At 48.1% G+C, this 17,330-nt stretch carries 15 protein-coding genes and 1 tRNA gene; 10 read left to right on the forward strand and 6 right to left on the reverse strand.

The annotated features are described in order from the left end of the window. Positions 1-94: 94 nt before the first annotated feature. Complete coding sequence (locus ACTHS8_RS04090) at positions 95-1,567, forward strand: S41 family peptidase (RefSeq protein ID WP_314592162.1); 1,473 nt, start codon at positions 95-97, stop codon at positions 1,565-1,567. Between the two features lie 69 nt (positions 1,568-1,636). Here the strand turns inward: ACTHS8_RS04090 and ACTHS8_RS04095 are convergent, their stop codons facing one another. The 4 genes from ACTHS8_RS04095 to ACTHS8_RS04110 are packed head-to-tail and all read right to left on the reverse strand — an operon-like array spanning position 1,637 to position 5,961. Next, positions 1,637-3,526 carry a Z1 domain-containing protein gene (locus ACTHS8_RS04095; RefSeq protein WP_440373052.1) on the reverse strand — a complete coding sequence of 630 codons (1,890 nt, stop codon included), beginning with the start codon at positions 3,524-3,526 and terminating at the stop codon, positions 1,637-1,639. Then, complete coding sequence (locus ACTHS8_RS04100; protein ID WP_063075382.1) at positions 3,527-4,564, reverse strand: restriction endonuclease PLD domain-containing protein; 1,038 nt, start codon at positions 4,562-4,564, stop codon at positions 3,527-3,529. Further along, complete coding sequence (locus ACTHS8_RS04105) at positions 4,561-5,685, reverse strand: DNA cytosine methyltransferase (protein ID WP_049332408.1); 1,125 nt, start codon at positions 5,683-5,685, stop codon at positions 4,561-4,563. Before ACTHS8_RS04105 ends, ACTHS8_RS04100 begins: the two co-directional genes overlap by 4 nt. Positions 5,686-5,733: 48 nt before the next feature. Beyond that, positions 5,734-5,961, reverse strand: coding sequence for a hypothetical protein (locus tag ACTHS8_RS04110; RefSeq protein WP_440373053.1), 228 nt, complete (start codon positions 5,959-5,961; stop codon positions 5,734-5,736). Positions 5,962-6,041: 80 nt separating this feature from the next. Between ACTHS8_RS04110 and radA the strand changes: the two genes are divergently transcribed. Next, positions 6,042-7,418 (forward strand): DNA repair protein RadA, encoded by a 1,377-nt coding sequence (radA, locus tag ACTHS8_RS04115; protein ID WP_440373054.1) that lies wholly within the window; start codon positions 6,042-6,044, stop codon positions 7,416-7,418. Between the two features lie 151 nt (positions 7,419-7,569). After that, positions 7,570-8,376, forward strand: a complete 807-nt coding sequence (locus ACTHS8_RS04120) for a DUF4198 domain-containing protein (RefSeq protein ID WP_003685136.1) — start codon at positions 7,570-7,572, stop codon at positions 8,374-8,376. Between the two features lie 55 nt (positions 8,377-8,431). Here ACTHS8_RS04120 and ACTHS8_RS04125 read toward each other — a convergent pair whose 3' ends face one another. Next, on the reverse strand, positions 8,432-8,992 hold the full coding sequence (locus tag ACTHS8_RS04125; RefSeq protein ID WP_004520078.1) for a pseudouridine synthase: 561 nt from the start codon (positions 8,990-8,992) through the stop codon (positions 8,432-8,434). 80 nt (positions 8,993-9,072) lie between these two features. Further along, positions 9,073-9,165 (reverse strand) — tRNA-Ser (locus tag ACTHS8_RS04130). 199 nt (positions 9,166-9,364) lie between these two features. On the opposite strand from ACTHS8_RS04130, the gene ACTHS8_RS04135 reads away from it, so the two are divergent. The 7 genes from ACTHS8_RS04135 to ACTHS8_RS04165 all read left to right on the forward strand — a co-directional run. Then, positions 9,365-9,877, forward strand: a complete 513-nt coding sequence (locus ACTHS8_RS04135) for a hypothetical protein (protein ID WP_254323096.1) — start codon at positions 9,365-9,367, stop codon at positions 9,875-9,877. A gap of 52 nt (positions 9,878-9,929) precedes the next feature. Beyond that, the gene (locus ACTHS8_RS04140; RefSeq protein ID WP_440373055.1) at positions 9,930-10,547 is read left to right on the forward strand and encodes a 4'-phosphopantetheinyl transferase family protein; all 618 of its coding nucleotides are present in this window, start codon (positions 9,930-9,932) and stop codon (positions 10,545-10,547) included. A 93-nt stretch (positions 10,548-10,640) separates the two neighbouring features. Beyond that, entirely contained in the window at positions 10,641-12,959 is a 2,319-nt protein-coding gene (locus tag ACTHS8_RS04145; RefSeq protein ID WP_440373056.1) for an MMPL family transporter, read from the forward strand. A 134-nt stretch (positions 12,960-13,093) separates the two neighbouring features. Next, positions 13,094-14,332, forward strand: coding sequence for an NAD(P)/FAD-dependent oxidoreductase (locus ACTHS8_RS04150; RefSeq protein WP_440373057.1), 1,239 nt, complete (start codon positions 13,094-13,096; stop codon positions 14,330-14,332). A 98-nt stretch (positions 14,333-14,430) separates the two neighbouring features. Then, positions 14,431-14,949, forward strand: a complete 519-nt coding sequence (locus ACTHS8_RS04155; RefSeq protein ID WP_440373058.1) for a hypothetical protein — start codon at positions 14,431-14,433, stop codon at positions 14,947-14,949. A gap of 3 nt (positions 14,950-14,952) precedes the next feature. Next, a complete protein-coding gene (locus tag ACTHS8_RS04160) occupies positions 14,953-16,155 on the forward strand; it encodes a beta-ketoacyl-ACP synthase (RefSeq protein WP_440373059.1) in 1,203 nt (400 codons plus the stop codon). Positions 16,156-16,327: 172 nt separating this feature from the next. Continuing rightward, positions 16,328-17,330 (forward strand): NADP-dependent isocitrate dehydrogenase (locus tag ACTHS8_RS04165; RefSeq protein WP_440373060.1); only part of this gene is annotated, 1,003 nt, incomplete at its 3' end.

Here is a 17,330-nt window from a genome sequence, read left to right on the forward strand (position 1 = left end):
TTATTGTTCCAAGCGTTTAAATCACATAAAGTCAACGGGTTCAGAGAAAACAAAAACCACTTTGCTTACCGTACACAAAAAGAAAGTCAAACGAATGTCAACAAAATCCACTTTGAAAAAAGTTGCAATCTACACTCTCGGCGCGTTTAGCGGCATCGCCCTCAGTCTGAGTGTACAAAGTTTTGCCGCCGAAAAAGACAAAAAAGACAACGAGGCCCTGCCCGTGCAAACCATCCGCACCATGGCAGAAGTGTACGGCCAAATCAAAGCCAACTATTACCAAGACAAACCCGATGCCGAGCTCTTTGAAGGCGCAATGAAAGGTATGGTGTCCGATCTCGATCCGCATTCCGAGTATATGGACAAAAAAGGCTATGCCGAAATGAAAGAGTCTACCAGCGGCGAATTCGGCGGCTTGGGCATGGAAATCGGACAAGAAGACGGCTTCGTCAAAGTCGTTGCCCCGATTGAAGACACACCCGCAGAGCGCGCCGGCGTGAAAAGCGGCGACTTCATCGTCAAAATCGACAATACTTCTACCCGCGGCCTGACCGTCAGCGAAGCCGTCAAAAAAATGCGCGGCAAACCGGGTACCAAAATCACCCTGACCCTTTCACGCAAAAATGCCGACAAACCCATCGTTGTCAACCTGACCCGCGCCATCATCAAAGTCAAAAGCGTGCGCCATCACCTGCTTGAAAAAGACTACGGCTACATCCGCGTCTCCCAATTCCAAGAGCGCACCGTTGCCGCGCTCAACGAAGCCGCACAAGCCCTTGTCAAAGAAAACAAAGGCCCGCTCAAAGGCATCATCCTCGACTTGCGCGATGACCCGGGCGGCCTGCTCAATGGCGCAGTCGGCGTATCCGCAGCCTTCTTACAACCTGACGTAACCGTCGTCAGCACCAAAGGCCGCAACAAAAAAGAAGGCATGGTACTCAAAGCAACTGCCGAAGACTACATCACCACCAGCGGCAAAGACCCGTTGGCCGGATTGCCTGCCGAGCTGAAAACCATTCCTATGACCGTCCTGATTAACGCAGGCTCCGCTTCCGCTTCCGAAATCGTTGCCGGCGCATTGCAAGACCACAAACGCGCCGTCGTCGTCGGCACACAAAGTTTCGGTAAAGGCTCAGTGCAAACCCTGATTCCGCTTTCCGGTGGCAGCGCAGTCAAACTGACCACCGCCCTTTACTACACGCCAAACGACCGCTCGATTCAGGCGCAAGGCATTGTTCCTGACGTTGAAGTCAAAGACAAAGACCGCACTTTTGAAAGCCGCGAAGCCGATTTGGTCGGCCATATCGGCAATCCGTTGGGCGGCCAAGACGTCAACAGCAGCACCGAAACGCCTGCCAACGCCGAAACCAAAGCCGATAAAGACAAGTCCAAAAAAGACAAAGACGAAGACATCTCCAGCCGCCGCATTCCAAATCCGGCCAAAGACGATCAACTCCGTAAAGCCTTGGACTTGGTGAAAAATCCAGCCGAATGGCAAAAATCTTTGGGTTTGGCAGCGAAAAAACCTGCACCGAAAAAAGATGCGGATAAAGACAGCAAAAAATAAACCTGTTATTTCTCAATAAAAAAGGTCGTCTGAAAACGATATGATTGTTTTCAGACGACCTTTTCTATGTTATTTCACTCCCCAATACACCAGTCCCTTATATGGCAACTTAATATTAGGCAACCAAAAATCTTCTCCCTGCCAACCTTTGTCTTTATTTCCTACTACTTGATAAAGTGTAAGAAATAAATCATTGGGATATTTTTCTCCTAATTTACGGTCGTCTTCCGAAAGCATTGTGCCAGTTGCTCGAGAAAGTTTACGTCCTGTTTTGATCAAAACGTAAGTTTTAAAACTTGGACGTTGTGCCTTTAATGCTTCTACACCAGCAATAAATTTTTCCTTATTCCAGTCATCTGGGACATAATGACCCAATTTATCTAGAACCAAGAATAAATCTTCTATATCCATTTGATATAAATCAGATTGAATTTCATCTTTCAAAATAGAAGGCAAAATCTTGTTAATCTCCGACAAATTATCCTCGTTTGGGTGAAGTGGAAAATAATTCACACCACCCACAATTTGATTGATACTGTCGAATTTCAATACATTTTTTCGAGTCGGATTGATATTTTTCGGATAAATAACCTGAATATTGCCGTCTGAATTTTTTGCCTGCTCAATAATCAGATTATTTGCTTGATTGAGTTGTACAAAGAAGTAATAGACATCAAACGGAATATAAAGCCGTAATAATGATTTATCACGGTCATATCCAAAAATACGCGAATGTTGCCAGAAAGTATCTGCATTCGGTTTTTTGGCAGTGCGACTATAATAAACCGTTTGTAATTTCGGAATAGTTAAGCCTCGTCCAATCACATTCCCACCAATAATAATATTAAAGCCTCTTTCTAAATCAAAATCTGATTCTGTCTGCGAGTTAACGACGAGAATATAAATTTGCTTATTTTCTAAAAGTTCTGTTAGTTTTTCATAAATTTCCTCAAAATGATGAATATCAGGCTTGGTCTTTTGTAAATCCAAATAGTCTTCTTTAAAGCTGTCTGCAAGATTCTCCCCGCTATTAATCGCTTGTACCAAATCATTTAAAAAAGCTTGGATTTTTTGAGAGAAGGCTTGATGGTCTTGGATTTTATAACTTGGATGTAAAGCAAAATTACAATTGGTTTTACCGCATAAAGCAAACTCTGCACAAGTAAGCAGAAAACTGTGCAATGCCTGTTTTACCCCTTCGGCAATTTCACCACTTGCATCTTTCATATCGTCCAATTCACTGTCAATAAAGCGAACGATATAGCTTGGAGGATCAGAGAAGACAAAGTTGCCACCGATGTATTTTTCACCAGCTTCAAAGAAATGGATAAATTCAGGTTGCCAATCAGATTCTTCATGTTGCAATAAAAGCGATTGAGGTGTGGCGGTCAACTGAATAAATAGGCTTTGACAACAGGAATTCTTAATGTCATTTAGCAGTTTATTGATAGTACTGACATCTTTATCCGGCTTATCAGCATTAGTATTTAGGCTGGCCGCATCGGCTTCATCGTCCACAATAACCAAAGGATAGCCTTTCAGGCTACTTTGACTGGCAAACAAATTACGCCAACGTTTCAATACACGGGCATTCTTTTTAATCACAACCAAGATGGGATTATTTGCCTTCATTACCTGCATAAAACTTCGGTCATCGTTTTCAGACAACACAATAAAATTTTTCAGATTAGCTTCGGCGCGCTTGACTGTCTGTTCCTGTAAATCTACGCTGTCAGTAGTAAGATACAAAAAAACTTTGTGGTCGCCATCATCAGCCAGCGCACTTAATACACCCAAAACCTGTGCCGTTTTGCCACTTTGAACATTGCCCAGCAATAAAACATTTTGAGCGATTTTCGGTTCGGTTTGTGATAATTTCCCCATAAAACCATCAACGGTATTTTTAACAGAATCAGCTAATTCAGGCGGGGTCAATTGATTCAAGTAGGTTTGCAACATTTAGTTTTTCCCCTTAAATGAGAGCAGCCAAACATCAGGATTGTCGGTTGAACGGAACTCAAAATGATCGTTACCGTATTGACGTAAGGTTTCATGCGTAATCTTCTCGTTATTTTGCAGACAACCACGATTTTCCAAACGACCTTTAATCCATTTGCCAAGTGTTTTCAAATCATTTTCTGAGCGGAAATTTTTGGAATAATCTCCCGATGTCTTACATTGAAATTGCCAACCATCATCAGTAATAACTGTAAAAGACTTCAGAATCGGATAACCTTCTTGTGAAGTGATGTCTTTGGATACAATCAACTCTACTTCATACCAGGGTCGTGGTTTGACAAACCCCCGTTTATCTCGTCGACCTTCTCCAAAAAATACATTCAAATTACTTTTTTCTTCGGTTTTAGCCGGAATTGAGAAATGATATTCTGACTTTTGGGCAAATAGTTGCCGAATCTTTTCTGGTACAATTTTCTGTACCCCCAAACAATTTTCTAAATGACTGTTATGTTCAATAAATGTACTCGGCCTCTCAACTTCTTGGATATTTTTGCCTAGCTTATGAATGGTATTTTGAATATCTGCCTGCAACATCTGTGCAACCTTACCGTCCAAATGTAACATGGTTTCATAAGTACGTTCCGTACTATCCCAAAAACACGTTAAGTTAGCAGAACCAATTAACCCATTGATTTGTTGATGATTTTTAAAGGAATACATTTTTCCGTGAAATTTCACAAAAGGAGAAATATAGACAGCTCCTCTTTTCTCATGTTGCAAAAAATCATTTAGTTTACATAAGCTGTCATATTGCAAATGGCTAAAACCTTCCAAATAATGCATTCCAACCAATAAATCTATTTTTTGAATGTGATCATTTAGCTCCAAAATTTTATGTAGCTCAACCACTGCATCATTAGATACATAACCTGTTACCATCAAAACTTCATCCGCTGATTTAAATAAATCCATCCAAACTGTATTAAGCGATTTTTCAGTAATTTTGGCATTGGCGATATTGGAAAAAACTGTATTCATTGTTTTCCCCCTCGAATTTTGCTCAGTCGGTCATGAAATAAAACATCCTTCTCTGCTTTCAATTTCTTATGTAAATCTACTTTTTTATAGTTGCCTGAAAAAATTGGTAAGATAGCCTTTGCTAGCTCAACTACACCTTGAGGAGGAACAGCATTACCAATCTGGCGACGTACTTCAGTTGTTGATCCGACAAACTCAAAATCATCAGGAAAACTTTGAAGCCTTGCTCGTTCTCTATTAGTAAAAGCACGCGGTTCAGGGAAGTGATAGCCCCAAGTACCACCGCCACCTGCTGCAATAATTGTTTTTGATGGCTCGTTCCGATGCATACGACGATAAACGTGGCTAATCATACCTTTCACATATAAAGGATGATCTTTAGGAATATCAGTAAAATTTCCACCTTCAGGAATTAATTCCAACATACGGCGTGTTTTATCACTAATTTTTAGTAATTCATTATTACTAACATTTTGTGGAATATTAGATATCGCCTGACCAGCAGTTACATATGGTTTTAAGCCATTTTCGCCAGTTTCATTGTGTGTCGGTTTTGGATGATGAAAATCAAATCCTGTATCCAAACGTACTCCGACAATCAGCACACGTTCACGAAATTGAGGTACGCCAAATTCAGCAAAGTTATACAGCTTTGCCTGAACGTAATAACCGCAATTTTCAAAGTCGGTAATAATTTGCTGGATGGCTTTTTTCTTGTTAGCAGTCAACAAACCTTTCACATTCTCAGCAACAAAAACTTTCGGTTTTTTTGCATTTACAAAACGTAAAAAGCTTTTATAAAGATTGCCGCGTTCACCCTCTAAGCCCGGCTGTTTCCAAATCATGGAAAAATCTTGACAAGGGAACCCGCCTAAAATGATGTCGCAATCGGGAATAGTTGGATCATTCGGATCAATTTGTTCAATATCACCTTCTACGATGACATCTCCGATATTTTTACGGAAACTTTCGCAAGCCCAATGGGAAAAATCGTTCGCCCAAACAGTTTCATAACCAGCTTGGTGAAAACCCAAATCTAAACCTCCACATCCTGAAAATAGAGATAGAATTCTGGGTTTATTGTCAGATGAATTAAAATTTGCGATTTGTTTAGATGGCATAGGATTTCACTCCTATGCATAGATTTGATAAAAACCCTTGAAGGGATTTTAATAGAGAACTAGGCAAGGCAAGGCAAGGCAAGGCAAGGCAAGGCAAGGCAAGGCAAGGCAAGGCAAGGCAAGGCAAGGCAAGGCAAGCTTACCATCGTTATTTTGAAATAAAATCATTTTTCTAAAACTTCCATGTAAATTTTTCCTATTATGCCGCAAAAAAACAGCAAATGCCGCTGCATTAAACAAGTGATGAATACTTGAAATTATAAATAAAGTATTCATAATCCCAAGGTCGTCTGAAAACGATATGATTGTTTTCAGACGACCTTTTCACACATCAAATATTCCACAGGGAAAACACTATGGCAAAAGCCCCCAAAACCATCTACCAATGCTCCGAATGCGGTGGCACTTCCCCGAAATGGCAGGGCAAATGCCCGCATTGCGGCGAGTGGAACACACTTCAGGAAAGCCTTGCCGCGCCTGAGCCGAAAAATGCCCGCTTCCAATCTTGGGCGGCGGATACCTCGACCGTCCAATCCCTATCCGCCGTTACCGCCACAGAAGTGCCGCGCAATCCGACCGGCATAGGAGAACTTGACCGCGTATTGGGCGGCGGTTTGGTAGACGGCGCAGTCATCCTGCTCGGTGGCGACCCCGGCATCGGCAAATCCACGCTGCTGTTGCAAACCATCGCCAAAATGGCGCAAAGCCGCAAAGTGCTGTACGTTTCCGGCGAAGAATCCGCCCAACAGGTCGCCCTGCGCGCGCAGCGTTTGGAATTGCCCACAGAAGGCGTGAACCTGCTTGCTGAAATCCGCATGGAAGCGATTCAGACGGCCTTGAAACAGCATCAGCCCGAAGTCGTGGTCATCGACTCCATCCAAACCATGTATTCCGACCAAATCACTTCCGCCCCCGGCTCCGTGTCGCAGGTGCGCGAATGCGCCGCCCAACTGACGCGTATGGCAAAACAGATGGGCATCGCCATGATACTGGTCGGACACGTTACCAAAGATGGCGCGATTGCCGGCCCGCGCGTGCTGGAGCACATGGTCGATACCGTGCTGTATTTCGAGGGCGACCAGCATTCCAACTACCGCATGATACGCGCCATCAAAAACCGCTTCGGCGCGGCAAACGAATTGGGCGTATTCGCCATGACCGAAAACGGTTTGAAAGGCGTGTCCAACCCGTCCGCCATCTTCCTTGCCAGCTACCGCGACGACACGCCTGGCTCGTGCGTTTTGGTCACGCAGGAAGGCAGCCGCCCGCTTCTGGTCGAAATTCAGGCATTGGTCGATGACGCACACGGCTTTACCCCCAAACGCCTCACCGTCGGCCTCGAACAAAACCGCCTCGCCATGCTGCTCGCCGTCCTCAACCGCCACGGCGGCATTGCCTGCTTCGACCAAGACGTGTTCCTCAACGCCGTCGGCGGCGTCAAAATCGGCGAACCCGCCGCCGACCTTGCCGTCATCCTCGCCATGCTCTCCAGCTTCCGCAACCGCCCCATGCCTGAAAAAACCGTCGTATTCGGCGAAATCGGCTTAAGCGGCGAAGTCCGCCCTGTCGCACGCGGACAAGAACGGCTCAAAGAAGCGGAAAAACTCGGTTTCAAACGCGCCATCGTCCCCAAAGCCAATATGCCGCGCAATGCCAAAGAGTTTCCAAACCTGAAAATATACGGCGTCAGCAGTTTGCAGGAGGCGATTGACGTTTGTCGTGACGGGGATTAAACCGTTTCGATAATCCGCCTCAAAAAACAATCATCTAAAAGGCCGTCTGAAAACTTTCAGACGGCCTCTCTTTAAATTTAAATAATTTTGTTATATTATAACGAACGAATTTATTCTATCTTTTCTACACATCGAAAATCGGAGAGAAATCTTGAAAAAAACTGCTTTGCTTATCGCATCCGCCTTCCTGTTCAGCACTGCCGCACACGCCCATCGCGTTTGGGTTGAAACCGCCCACACACATGGCGGCGAATACCTTGAAGCCGAATTGGGCTATGGCGAATTCCCGGAGCTTGAGCCGATCGCCAAAGACCGCCTGCACATTTTCAGCAAACCCATGCAACTGGTAACTGAAAAAGGCAAAGAAAACATGATTCAAAAAGGCACATACAATTACCAATACCGCAGCAAATTGCCGGTCAAAGACGGCAGCTACTTGGTAACCGCCGAATACCAACCGACCTTCTGGTCAAAAAACAGCGCAGGCTGGAAGCAGGCAAGCATCAAAGAAATGCCTGATGCAAGCTATTGCGAGCAAACCCGTATGTTCGGTAAAAATATCGTCAATGTCGGCCATGAAAGCGCAGATACCGCCATCATTACCAAGCAAGTCGGCCAACATTTAGAAATCGTGCCTTTGGACAACCCTGCCAACGTCCACGTCGGCGAACGCTTCAAAGTCCGCGTCCTCTTCAATGGCGAGCCGCTGCCCAATGCTACCGTTACCGCTACATTTGACGGCTTCGACACCAGCGACCGCAGCAAAACCCATAAAACCGAAGCCCAAGCCTTCTCCGATACCACTGATGACAAAGGCGAAGTCAGCATCATTCCATTACGCCAAGGTTTCTGGAAAGCCAGCGTAGAACACAAAGCCGATTTCCCTGATCAAAGCGTATGCCAAAAACAGGCGAACTACACCACACTGACTTTCCAAATCGGTCATTCACATCATTAATTTTTCCATAACAAAAGGCCGTCTGAATATTTCAGACGGCCTTTATTCATCCTATTTAAGGACGATGCGGCGCAAACCGCCATTGTCCCAATTCCAAATTCAAATCAAACAGATTCAGACGGCCTATTGCCACACGGACCAAGCGTAAACACGGAAAGCCTGCTTTCGCCGTCATCCTTCGCACTTGACGGTTTTTCCCTTCCGAAATTTTGATTTCCACCCAAAAATCAGGCACGGATTTACGCACGCGAATCGGCGGCACGCGCGGCCATAAAACATCCGCTTCACCCTCTTCCAATACCCTGACCTCGGCCGGACGGGTGACAAAATCGCCCAAATCTACGCCACGGCGTAACAAATCCAATTTGGCTTCATCTGGAGAACCCTCCACCTGCGCCCAATAAGTTTTGACCTGCTTAAATTTCGGATCGGCAATCTGCGCCTGCAAACGGCCATTATTGGTCAGCAGCAGCAAACCCTCGCTGTCCGTATCCAAACGTCCGGCCGGATAAAATCCCGGTTTCTCGACAAAATCCTTAAGGCACTGATGTTTTTCATGTGCAGAAAACTGGCAAATCACGCCATAAGGCTTGTTTAGAATAATCAAATCGTTCATTTCACACTTTCAGACGGCCTTGGATTTCAAGAAATTCCGGATAATAAAAAAGACACCGTATAAACGGTGTCTTTCATATTTGGCGGAGTAAGAGGGATTCGAACCCTCGATGCAGGTTGACCCCACATGCTTCCTTAGCAGGGAAGTGCCTTCAGCCTCTCAGCCATTACTCCTAAGGAAGACCGCAATATACGCTTTCTCCCCTCCCTCGTCAAGCATTACAGCCCCAAACTTTCTTAACGCTATGAAATCATTTAAATAAAAATATAATATTTTTTGCATCATCCTATTTTTATACTTCTTTCATATATGTTAAAATGATTCTGTTTTCTGTAAACCTTTTTTCACACCCCTTATTACAAAGGAGTTCGTATGTTACGTTTTTCTGCTTTGGTTGCCGTATCCGCCCTGATGCTTGCCGCTTGCTCACAATCCGGCAATTCCCAACCATCTACTTCCTCCTCTCAAACTTCTACTCAAAAAACAACTGCCGCCGATTCTGCCTGCCGCAGCATGGGTGAAGGCCATAAAGTCAATGGCAAAGGTCAAAACGATATTTATATGTGTAAAGTCGATGTGGCTTTGAACTCTGCCGAAGCTAAATCCGCTTTGGATCCTAGCATCCGCGTTCACTACGGCAGCACATCCGGCGCGACTTTGACTTCCCGTCAAATCTCCAACTCAGTCGGCAAAACCCCTGATGAAACCTGCCAACGTGCATTCCTGAGCGCAGTTAAACGCTTCCAAAGCACTGCACTTCGTAAAAAAGCCAAATCCGTTCATCTGGTTAGCTACTTTGACAAAGTAACCAAAGGCGGTAACGAGTACGAATGCCACATCGCTACATTCAACAGCCGTGTTGTTTTGAAAGGCAGCTTCCACTAAGCAATATCAAAAATGCCGGACTTCAATATGAAGTTTGGCATTTTTCTATTTTATGGATACGACACCCCTTCACTGCCTGCTGGCCGATCCGTCTTTTGCCGCCTGCTACGACCATGCTTCTCTAAACGCAGCCGATTCACAACGTTTGGCTGCGACACCACAACTGGCGCAGCGTCAAGACTGGCAAGTCAGCCGAGCGTTAAAACAGCAAACAAATTTAGCGACTGTATCTCTGAGCCACAGCCAAGGCTTTGCCGCTTTATTGTGTGCGCCTCAGCCCTTGACAGCCGGTGTCGATATCGAATTTATCCGCCCGCGTGATTTCAAAGCGCTGTCGGCTTTGGTCTGCACGCAGGAAGAACAAAACTATTTGGAAACGGAAAACTGGCCGTCTGAAACGTTTTACCGATTGTGGTGTTTCAAGGAAGCATTGATTAAAGCGGCGCATTTGGATTTTCCGTCGGACATGAAATCGGTCGGCTATGTTTTCGATTCAGAGCAACCCGTCGGTTTACGTGCAGGAAAGCAAACCGATTGGCACGGCACAAGCGCGATTTTGGCGGATACGATGGCACTTGCCTGCGTTTGGAAGGAAAAAACCGTCGCTCTGCAATGGCAGTTTTTCGGTTCGCTCAAGCCCAATGATTTAACCGACCGGCAGACTATCTAACAACTGACAAAATAATAATAATCTGATTTAATTTACTGCACTTTTACTTATTCCACACACCAACAGCAGCATTTGCAAAAGGCCGTCTGAACGATGAATCTTCGCCTCCTAAACCGCCTCTATACTGCCCTTATCCTATTTCTTACCCTGTTTTTGGTTTATGCCTTTGCTTCACAAGCGCGCATCCAAACCGATTTGACCGCGTTGTTGCCAAGCGAGCAGCAACCCGATGCCTTACTGACGGCTGCAGATAAAGCCGCAGAAGCGCAGCTCAATTCGCAAGTCATTTTGCTTGCAGGCAGTACCGATGCCGAAACCGCTTTTCAGACGGCCTCACAAATTGCCGATGCATGGCGCAAGAGCGGCGTATTTGAACAAGTCGACAGTAGCATGACGCCGAATTTGGATAAAGTGCGGGCGGATATGCAGAAACTAGGCTTGGCCGTTTTGCCGCAAGACGAAATACGCCTGCTGTTTGAGCAGCCGCAAACCTATTTTCAAGCGCGTGCAGAAGCCGCGGCCAATCCGTTTGCCGCGCCCTCGCCTTTGTCTTTAGAACAAGACTGGCTGGGCTTCGGACGCTTTGTTGCCGACAAAGCCAATCCGCAAAGCCGTTTGCAGTGGGACATGGACAACGGCATGCTGTTTGCCGAAGACAAAGGCAAAACTTGGGTATTCCTGCGCGGACGGCTCGCCGGTGGCGATCAATTTTCCGGCAACGATGCCCTCTTGCCACTGATGACGCAAAGCCGTCAAATCGCTTCGGAAAACGGCGCAGAAACCTTAAGCGCAGGTGGCGCATTGTTCGCCGCCGTATCCAAAGCAGCCGCAGAAAAAGAAAGTCGGCTGATGAGCATGGTCGGACTTGGGCTGACCTTTGCGCTGCTTTTGTGGGTCTTCCGCAGCGGCCGAGTATTTTTGCTGTCCTTGCCACTGGCAGCCGGTATGTTGACCGGATTGGCAGTTGCTTTATTGGTGTTCGGCGAAGTGCATATCCTGACCATCGTCATCGGCACCAGCTTGGTGGGTATGTTGGTGGATTTCCCGTTGCACTGGCTGGCTCCGTCGGTATTCGGGCCGTCTGAAAAGACCGTTTGGCAGGCTGAATCAGCAATGAAACATGTCTTGCCAAGTTTTGCCGTCAGCCTGACAATTACCGTCTTGGGCTACGCGCTGCTGTGGTTCACCCCTTTGCCTGTACTGCGCCAAACCGCCGTATTTTCAGGCTTTGCCTTATTTGGCGCTTTTGGTGCCACCGTTTTATGGCTGCCGCCGCTGTTTCGCCGCTACCGTGCCAAAACCGTGCCTTTTGCCGCATTAACCGAAAAGCTCTATTCCTTATCAGGCCGTCTGAAAAACCGCCTGCACAAACGCGGTTGGTTAATCGTGGGCGGAATTTTGCTGGCAGTCGGACTGTGGCGCAGCGACTGGCGTGACGACATCCGTCAATGGGTCAATATGCCGACCGCGATGTTGACCGAAGTACAACAAATCGGCCAGTTGAGCGGCACGGATTTTGGCGGCAAATATTTGGTGGCCGAAGCACAAAGTGAAGATGCCCTATTGAAGAAAACCGCCGAACTCGGCCGCGCCCTGCAGCCCTTAATCACGCAAGGCAAACTGTCCGGCATCCAATCGCCCGACCAATTCATCCTACCGACAACGGAGCAGCAAAAACTGCAAAACCGCCTGCGCGAATTGACTAAGTTGCCTGATAGCTGGAAACCGCTTACTGAAATCGGTATTCCGCGCAAAACCGTGCGCGATGCTCTGCTACAAGCTGCCGATACGCAACCATTGTCGCTTTCAGACGGCCTGAATACCGATTTGGCAGAAGCTTGGCGTTCCTTGTATTTGGGCGAAGTGGAACCAGGCCGTTTTGCTGCCGTCGTGCGTTTGAACGGCATGACCGATGAAGCCGCCGTACGCGCCGTAGCTCAACACGTCTCCGGCGTACACTGGGCAGACAAACGCGCCCACTTAAACGAGCTTTTCCACCACACGCGCGATCAGGCCGCATGGTTGAAACTGGCTTCCTATGCGTTGGCATGGCTGCTCTTGTGGAAAATGTTCGGTTTCAAACGCGGTAGCAAAATCCTTGCCGTGCCGCTGGCCGCGGCCATCTGCACCGTTGCCGTACTCGGTTTGGCAGGCATTCCCGTCAGCCTGTTTGCCATGTTCGGCCTGCTTTTAGTGTCCGCCATCGGCGTGGACTATGCCGTCTATGCCGCCACTGCACACCACAGCGCCCCGGCAAAATTAGGCGGCATGCTGCTTGCCGCCGCGACGACTGCCATTTCCTTTGCCCTGCTCGCCATCAGCAGCACACCCGCCGTTGCAGCGTTCGGCATGACAGTTACCATCGGCGTGGCATTCAATATTTGGCTGGCAGGCACATTGTTGAAAAATTAGACAAAAGATGAAGACAGTTGAAATTGAAGCAATACTTTGTTTCAACTTCTATCACTAAGTCGCAAAAGGCCGTCTGAAAAATTTCAGGCGATGGATTAAACATTATTTATCATTAAAATCAAAGGTATTTTCAAATGTCCGTAGAATTTGACGTTGCCGTTATCGGCGCAGGCCCTTCAGGTTCGGTTGCTTCTGCTTTGCTGAATAAACAAGGCTTTAAAGTTTGCGTATTGGAAAAACAACATTTCCCGCGCTTTGTCATCGGCGAAAGCCTGTTGCCGCATTGTATGGAAATGCTGGAAGAAGCCGGTTTTGCTGATGCAGTGCATGCCGAGCCCAGCTTTCAATTTAAAGACGGCGCTGCGTTTTCATGGGGCAGCCGTTACACAGATTTCAACTTTACTGAAAAATTTTCAGACGGCCCCGGTACTATTTATCAAGTGCGCCGCGGCATCTTCGACAAAATCCTGATTGATGAAGCGGCAAAACAAGGCATCGATGTCCGCTTCGGACACGGCGTAACCGCGTTTGACAACAGCGGCGATGTGGCACGTTTGAGCGTTGCGACCGACACAGGCGAAAACTATGAACTGACCGCCAAATTTGTTTTAGATGCCAGCGGTTACGGCCGCGTCCTGCCCCGCCTTTTGGACTTGGAAAGCCCGTCCGAACTGCCTCCGCGCCAAGCCCACTTCACGCATATCGACGACAACATCACCAGCCCAAAATTCGACCGCAACAAAATCCTGATCAACACGCATCCTGAACATCGCGATGTCTGGATTTGGCTGATTCCTTTCGGCGACAACCGCTGCTCCATCGGCGTTGTTGGTACGCCTGACAAACTGGCAGGCGAATCAGAAGTCGTGTTGAAAAAATTTGTGTACGAATGCCCGATGCTGGCGGAAATTTTAGATAAAGCCGTTTGGGAAAACGACTTCCCGTTCCGCTCTATCCAAGGCTACTCTGCCAACGTGAAAACCTTATACGGCAAACATTTCGCCCTTTTGGGCAACGCCGCCGAATTCCTCGACCCCGTCTTCTCCTCCGGCGTGACCATTGCCTTACACTCTGCCAAATTGGCTGCCGATTTACTGGGCAAACAGCTCAAAGGCGAAGCGGCCGATTGGCAAACTGAATTTGCCGACCAACTGATGATCGGCGTGAACGCATTCCGCACTTATGTAAACGGTTGGTACGATTTCCGCTTCCAAAATGCCATCTACGCGCCCAACCGCAGTCCTGAAATCAGCCGTATGATTTCATCTATTCTGGCAGGCTACGCTTGGGACACGAACAATCCATTCGTGGAAAAATCCGAGCAACGCTTGTCCACACTTGCCGCATTGGTGGGCGATTTGAAGGTAGAATAAGGATGAATGTCTTTCAGACGGCCTAGACTGAGAACAGAACTGGCCGTCTGAAACTTCATCCATACCATTAAATTATTTTGACCGATAGATAAAACCTTATGCGATTTATCCCTTTGCTTGCCGCACTGCTGCTTTCAGCATGCGCGACCTCGCTCCCTCATCCGCAAACGCTGCCGTCGCTTTCTAAAGAAGGCCAATGGTTCAAACTCGAGCAGACCAATGCGGCGGGGCAAACCGTTCAAACCAATCTCTTGGCAGTCGAGCCTCATTCAGACGGCATCCGCTTTGTCCAAACCGATGCACTGGGTGCGCCGGTATCGCGTCAATCGGTCAGCACCAAAGGTTGGAAAAATGACGGCTTTGTGATGCCTAATGCCAGTTCACGCCGATTGTTTGCCGCCCTGTTGCCGCTTTTGGCCGCCGAACACGCCGCCACGCTTTACCCTGAAGCCCGCCAACAAAATGCTACTAATCAAGGCTTCTGCCCTAACGGCAAGGGCGCGGTATTCAGCTACCGCGAGCGAGATTTGTGGTGTGTCGCCCACCATTCCGAACAATTCCTTATCGGCTTCCCCGACCAAACTTTCTGGACGGTCAGCCCGATTGCAGAAGACTAATTCATGAATACTCCTGTTTATCTCAGCCGTCCGGCACTGACCAGCGCATTGGGCAGCGGCTTGCAAGCTCATGCCGATGCCTTACTCACGCCGTCTGAAAACACGCCCCTGACTTTTTCAGACCAATGGGTAAAAGGTAAAACGCATGCTTTCGGTGCAGTCAAAGAAACCCTGATGCCTCTGCCTGACAACATTCCCGAAGCGCATCGCAGCCGCAACAACCAGCTTATCCTGCACGCGCTTTCGCAAATAGACGGACTGATTCAGACAGCCATTGCCCGTTACGGCAAAGAAAGGGTTGCTGTCGTTACCGGTACATCCACCAGTGGTGCAGACGAAAATATCCCCTTGTTCCAACATGTTGTCCAAGGCGGTGAATGGACGGATGTTCCGTTCAAACAGCTGCAACACACCATGGCTTCTCCCTCCGAATTTATCGCCCAAGTTTACGGCTTGGACGGCTTGCGCTATACCGTCTCCACCGCCTGCACCTCCGGCGCACGCGCCCTCATCAGCGCAGCCCGACTGCTTCGTGCCGGATTGTGTGATGCCGTGATTTGCGGCGGCGCGGATACACTTTCTCCGCTGACGATTAATGGTTTTGCCTCTTTGGAAGTGCTTTCAGACGGCATCGCCAAGCCTTTTTCCGCCAACCGCAACGGCATCAATATCGGCGAAGCGGCCGCATTTTTCGTAATGACGCGCGATGCAGATTTTGACGGCGAAATGCAGTTGCTGGGCTATGGTGCAAGCAGCGATGCCTACCATATGTCCTCGCCCCGCCCCGATGGTTTGGGTGCTGCCCAATCTTTTCAGGCCGCATTGGATAAAGCCGGTTTGAAAGCGGAAGACATCGGCTGGATCAATCTGCACGGCACCGGAACGCAGCACAACGACAGCATGGAAAGCCGAGCCGTTGCCGAAGTGTTTGGCAGCCACACCCTTTGCACCTCAACAAAACCGTCCACCGGCCATACCTTGGGAGCAGCCGGAGCGATTGAAGCCGCATTTGCCTGGTTGATGGCCAACCGCCAATACAATCCGGAAGGCAAACTGCCGCCGCAACAATGGGACAACGTACCCGATTCCGAGCTGCCCAACATCGCTTTGACCGACGGCAACAGCCGCTGGCCGTCTGAAAAACGCATTGCCGCCAGCTCGTCATTCGCTTTCGGCGGCAGCAATGCCGTTTTGATTATCGGATAAGTCCTTATATTTAGGCTGTCTTTTCAGACGGCCTTTTTCTTTTCCGCAACTTAAAAAACAATAACATCAAAACAACAACCAAATCCGCCGAAATATGCCATAATAGGCTTAGCACGTTTCTTCTCGCGATGTGCCCGAAAAGAAAAACTTAACCTACATAGAGAATAATCCCATGACTAAATCCACCATTATCTATACCTACACCGACGAAGCTCCTGCATTGGCCACTCAATCCCTGTTGCCAATCGTGCAGGCGTTTACCCGCCACGCCGATATTGATGTCAAAACCAGCGACATCTCTCTCTCCGGCCGTATTTTGGCGGCGTTCCCAGAATACCTGACCGAAGCGCAACGCGTACCTGATGCGCTTGCCGAATTGGGCGAACTGGTGAAACAACCCGATGCAAACGTGATCAAACTGCCGAACATCAGTGCATCCGTACCTCAACTGACGGCCGCGATTAAAGAATTGCAGTCTAAAGGCTTTGCCGTTCCCGACTATCCTGCCGACCCTCAAACCGATGAAGAAAAAGCCGTACGCGAACGCTACGACCGCATCAAAGGCAGCGCGGTAAACCCTGTCCTGCGTGAAGGCAACTCCGACCGTCGCGCACCTAAAGCAGTGAAAAACTTTGCGAAAAAACATCCGCACAGCATGGGCGCATGGACCAAAGATTCCAAAACCCACGTTGCCACCATGCAAAGCGGCGACTTTTTCCATAACGAACAATCCGTTACCGTACCTAAAGCGACTTCCGTATCCATCGTATTCACCGACAAACAAGGCAACAAAAAAGAGCTGCGCGAGCCTGTTGCCCTGAAAGCCGGCGAAATCATTGACGCGACCGTAATGAGCAAAAAAGCCCTGCTTGCCTTCCTTGCCGAGCAAGTCAAAGACGCGAAGGCAAAAGGCGTATTGTTCTCGCTGCACATGAAAGCCACCATGATGAAAGTGTCCGACCCGATTATCTTCGGACACGCCGTCAAAGTATTCTTCGCGCCTGTCTTTGAAAAATTCGGCGACAAATTGGCTGCCGCAGGTGTCAACGTCAACAACGGCTTCGGCAACCTGCTTGCCAATTTGGACAAACTGGATGCGGACACCCGCGCAGCCGTTGAAGCTGAAATCGCCGCCGTTTACGCCGCCAACCCTGATTTGGCCATGGTTGATTCCG

The organism is Neisseria sp. P0016.S008, from assembly GCF_051957775.1.
Classification (GTDB): Bacteria; Pseudomonadota; Gammaproteobacteria; order Burkholderiales; family Neisseriaceae; genus Neisseria; species Neisseria flavescens_B.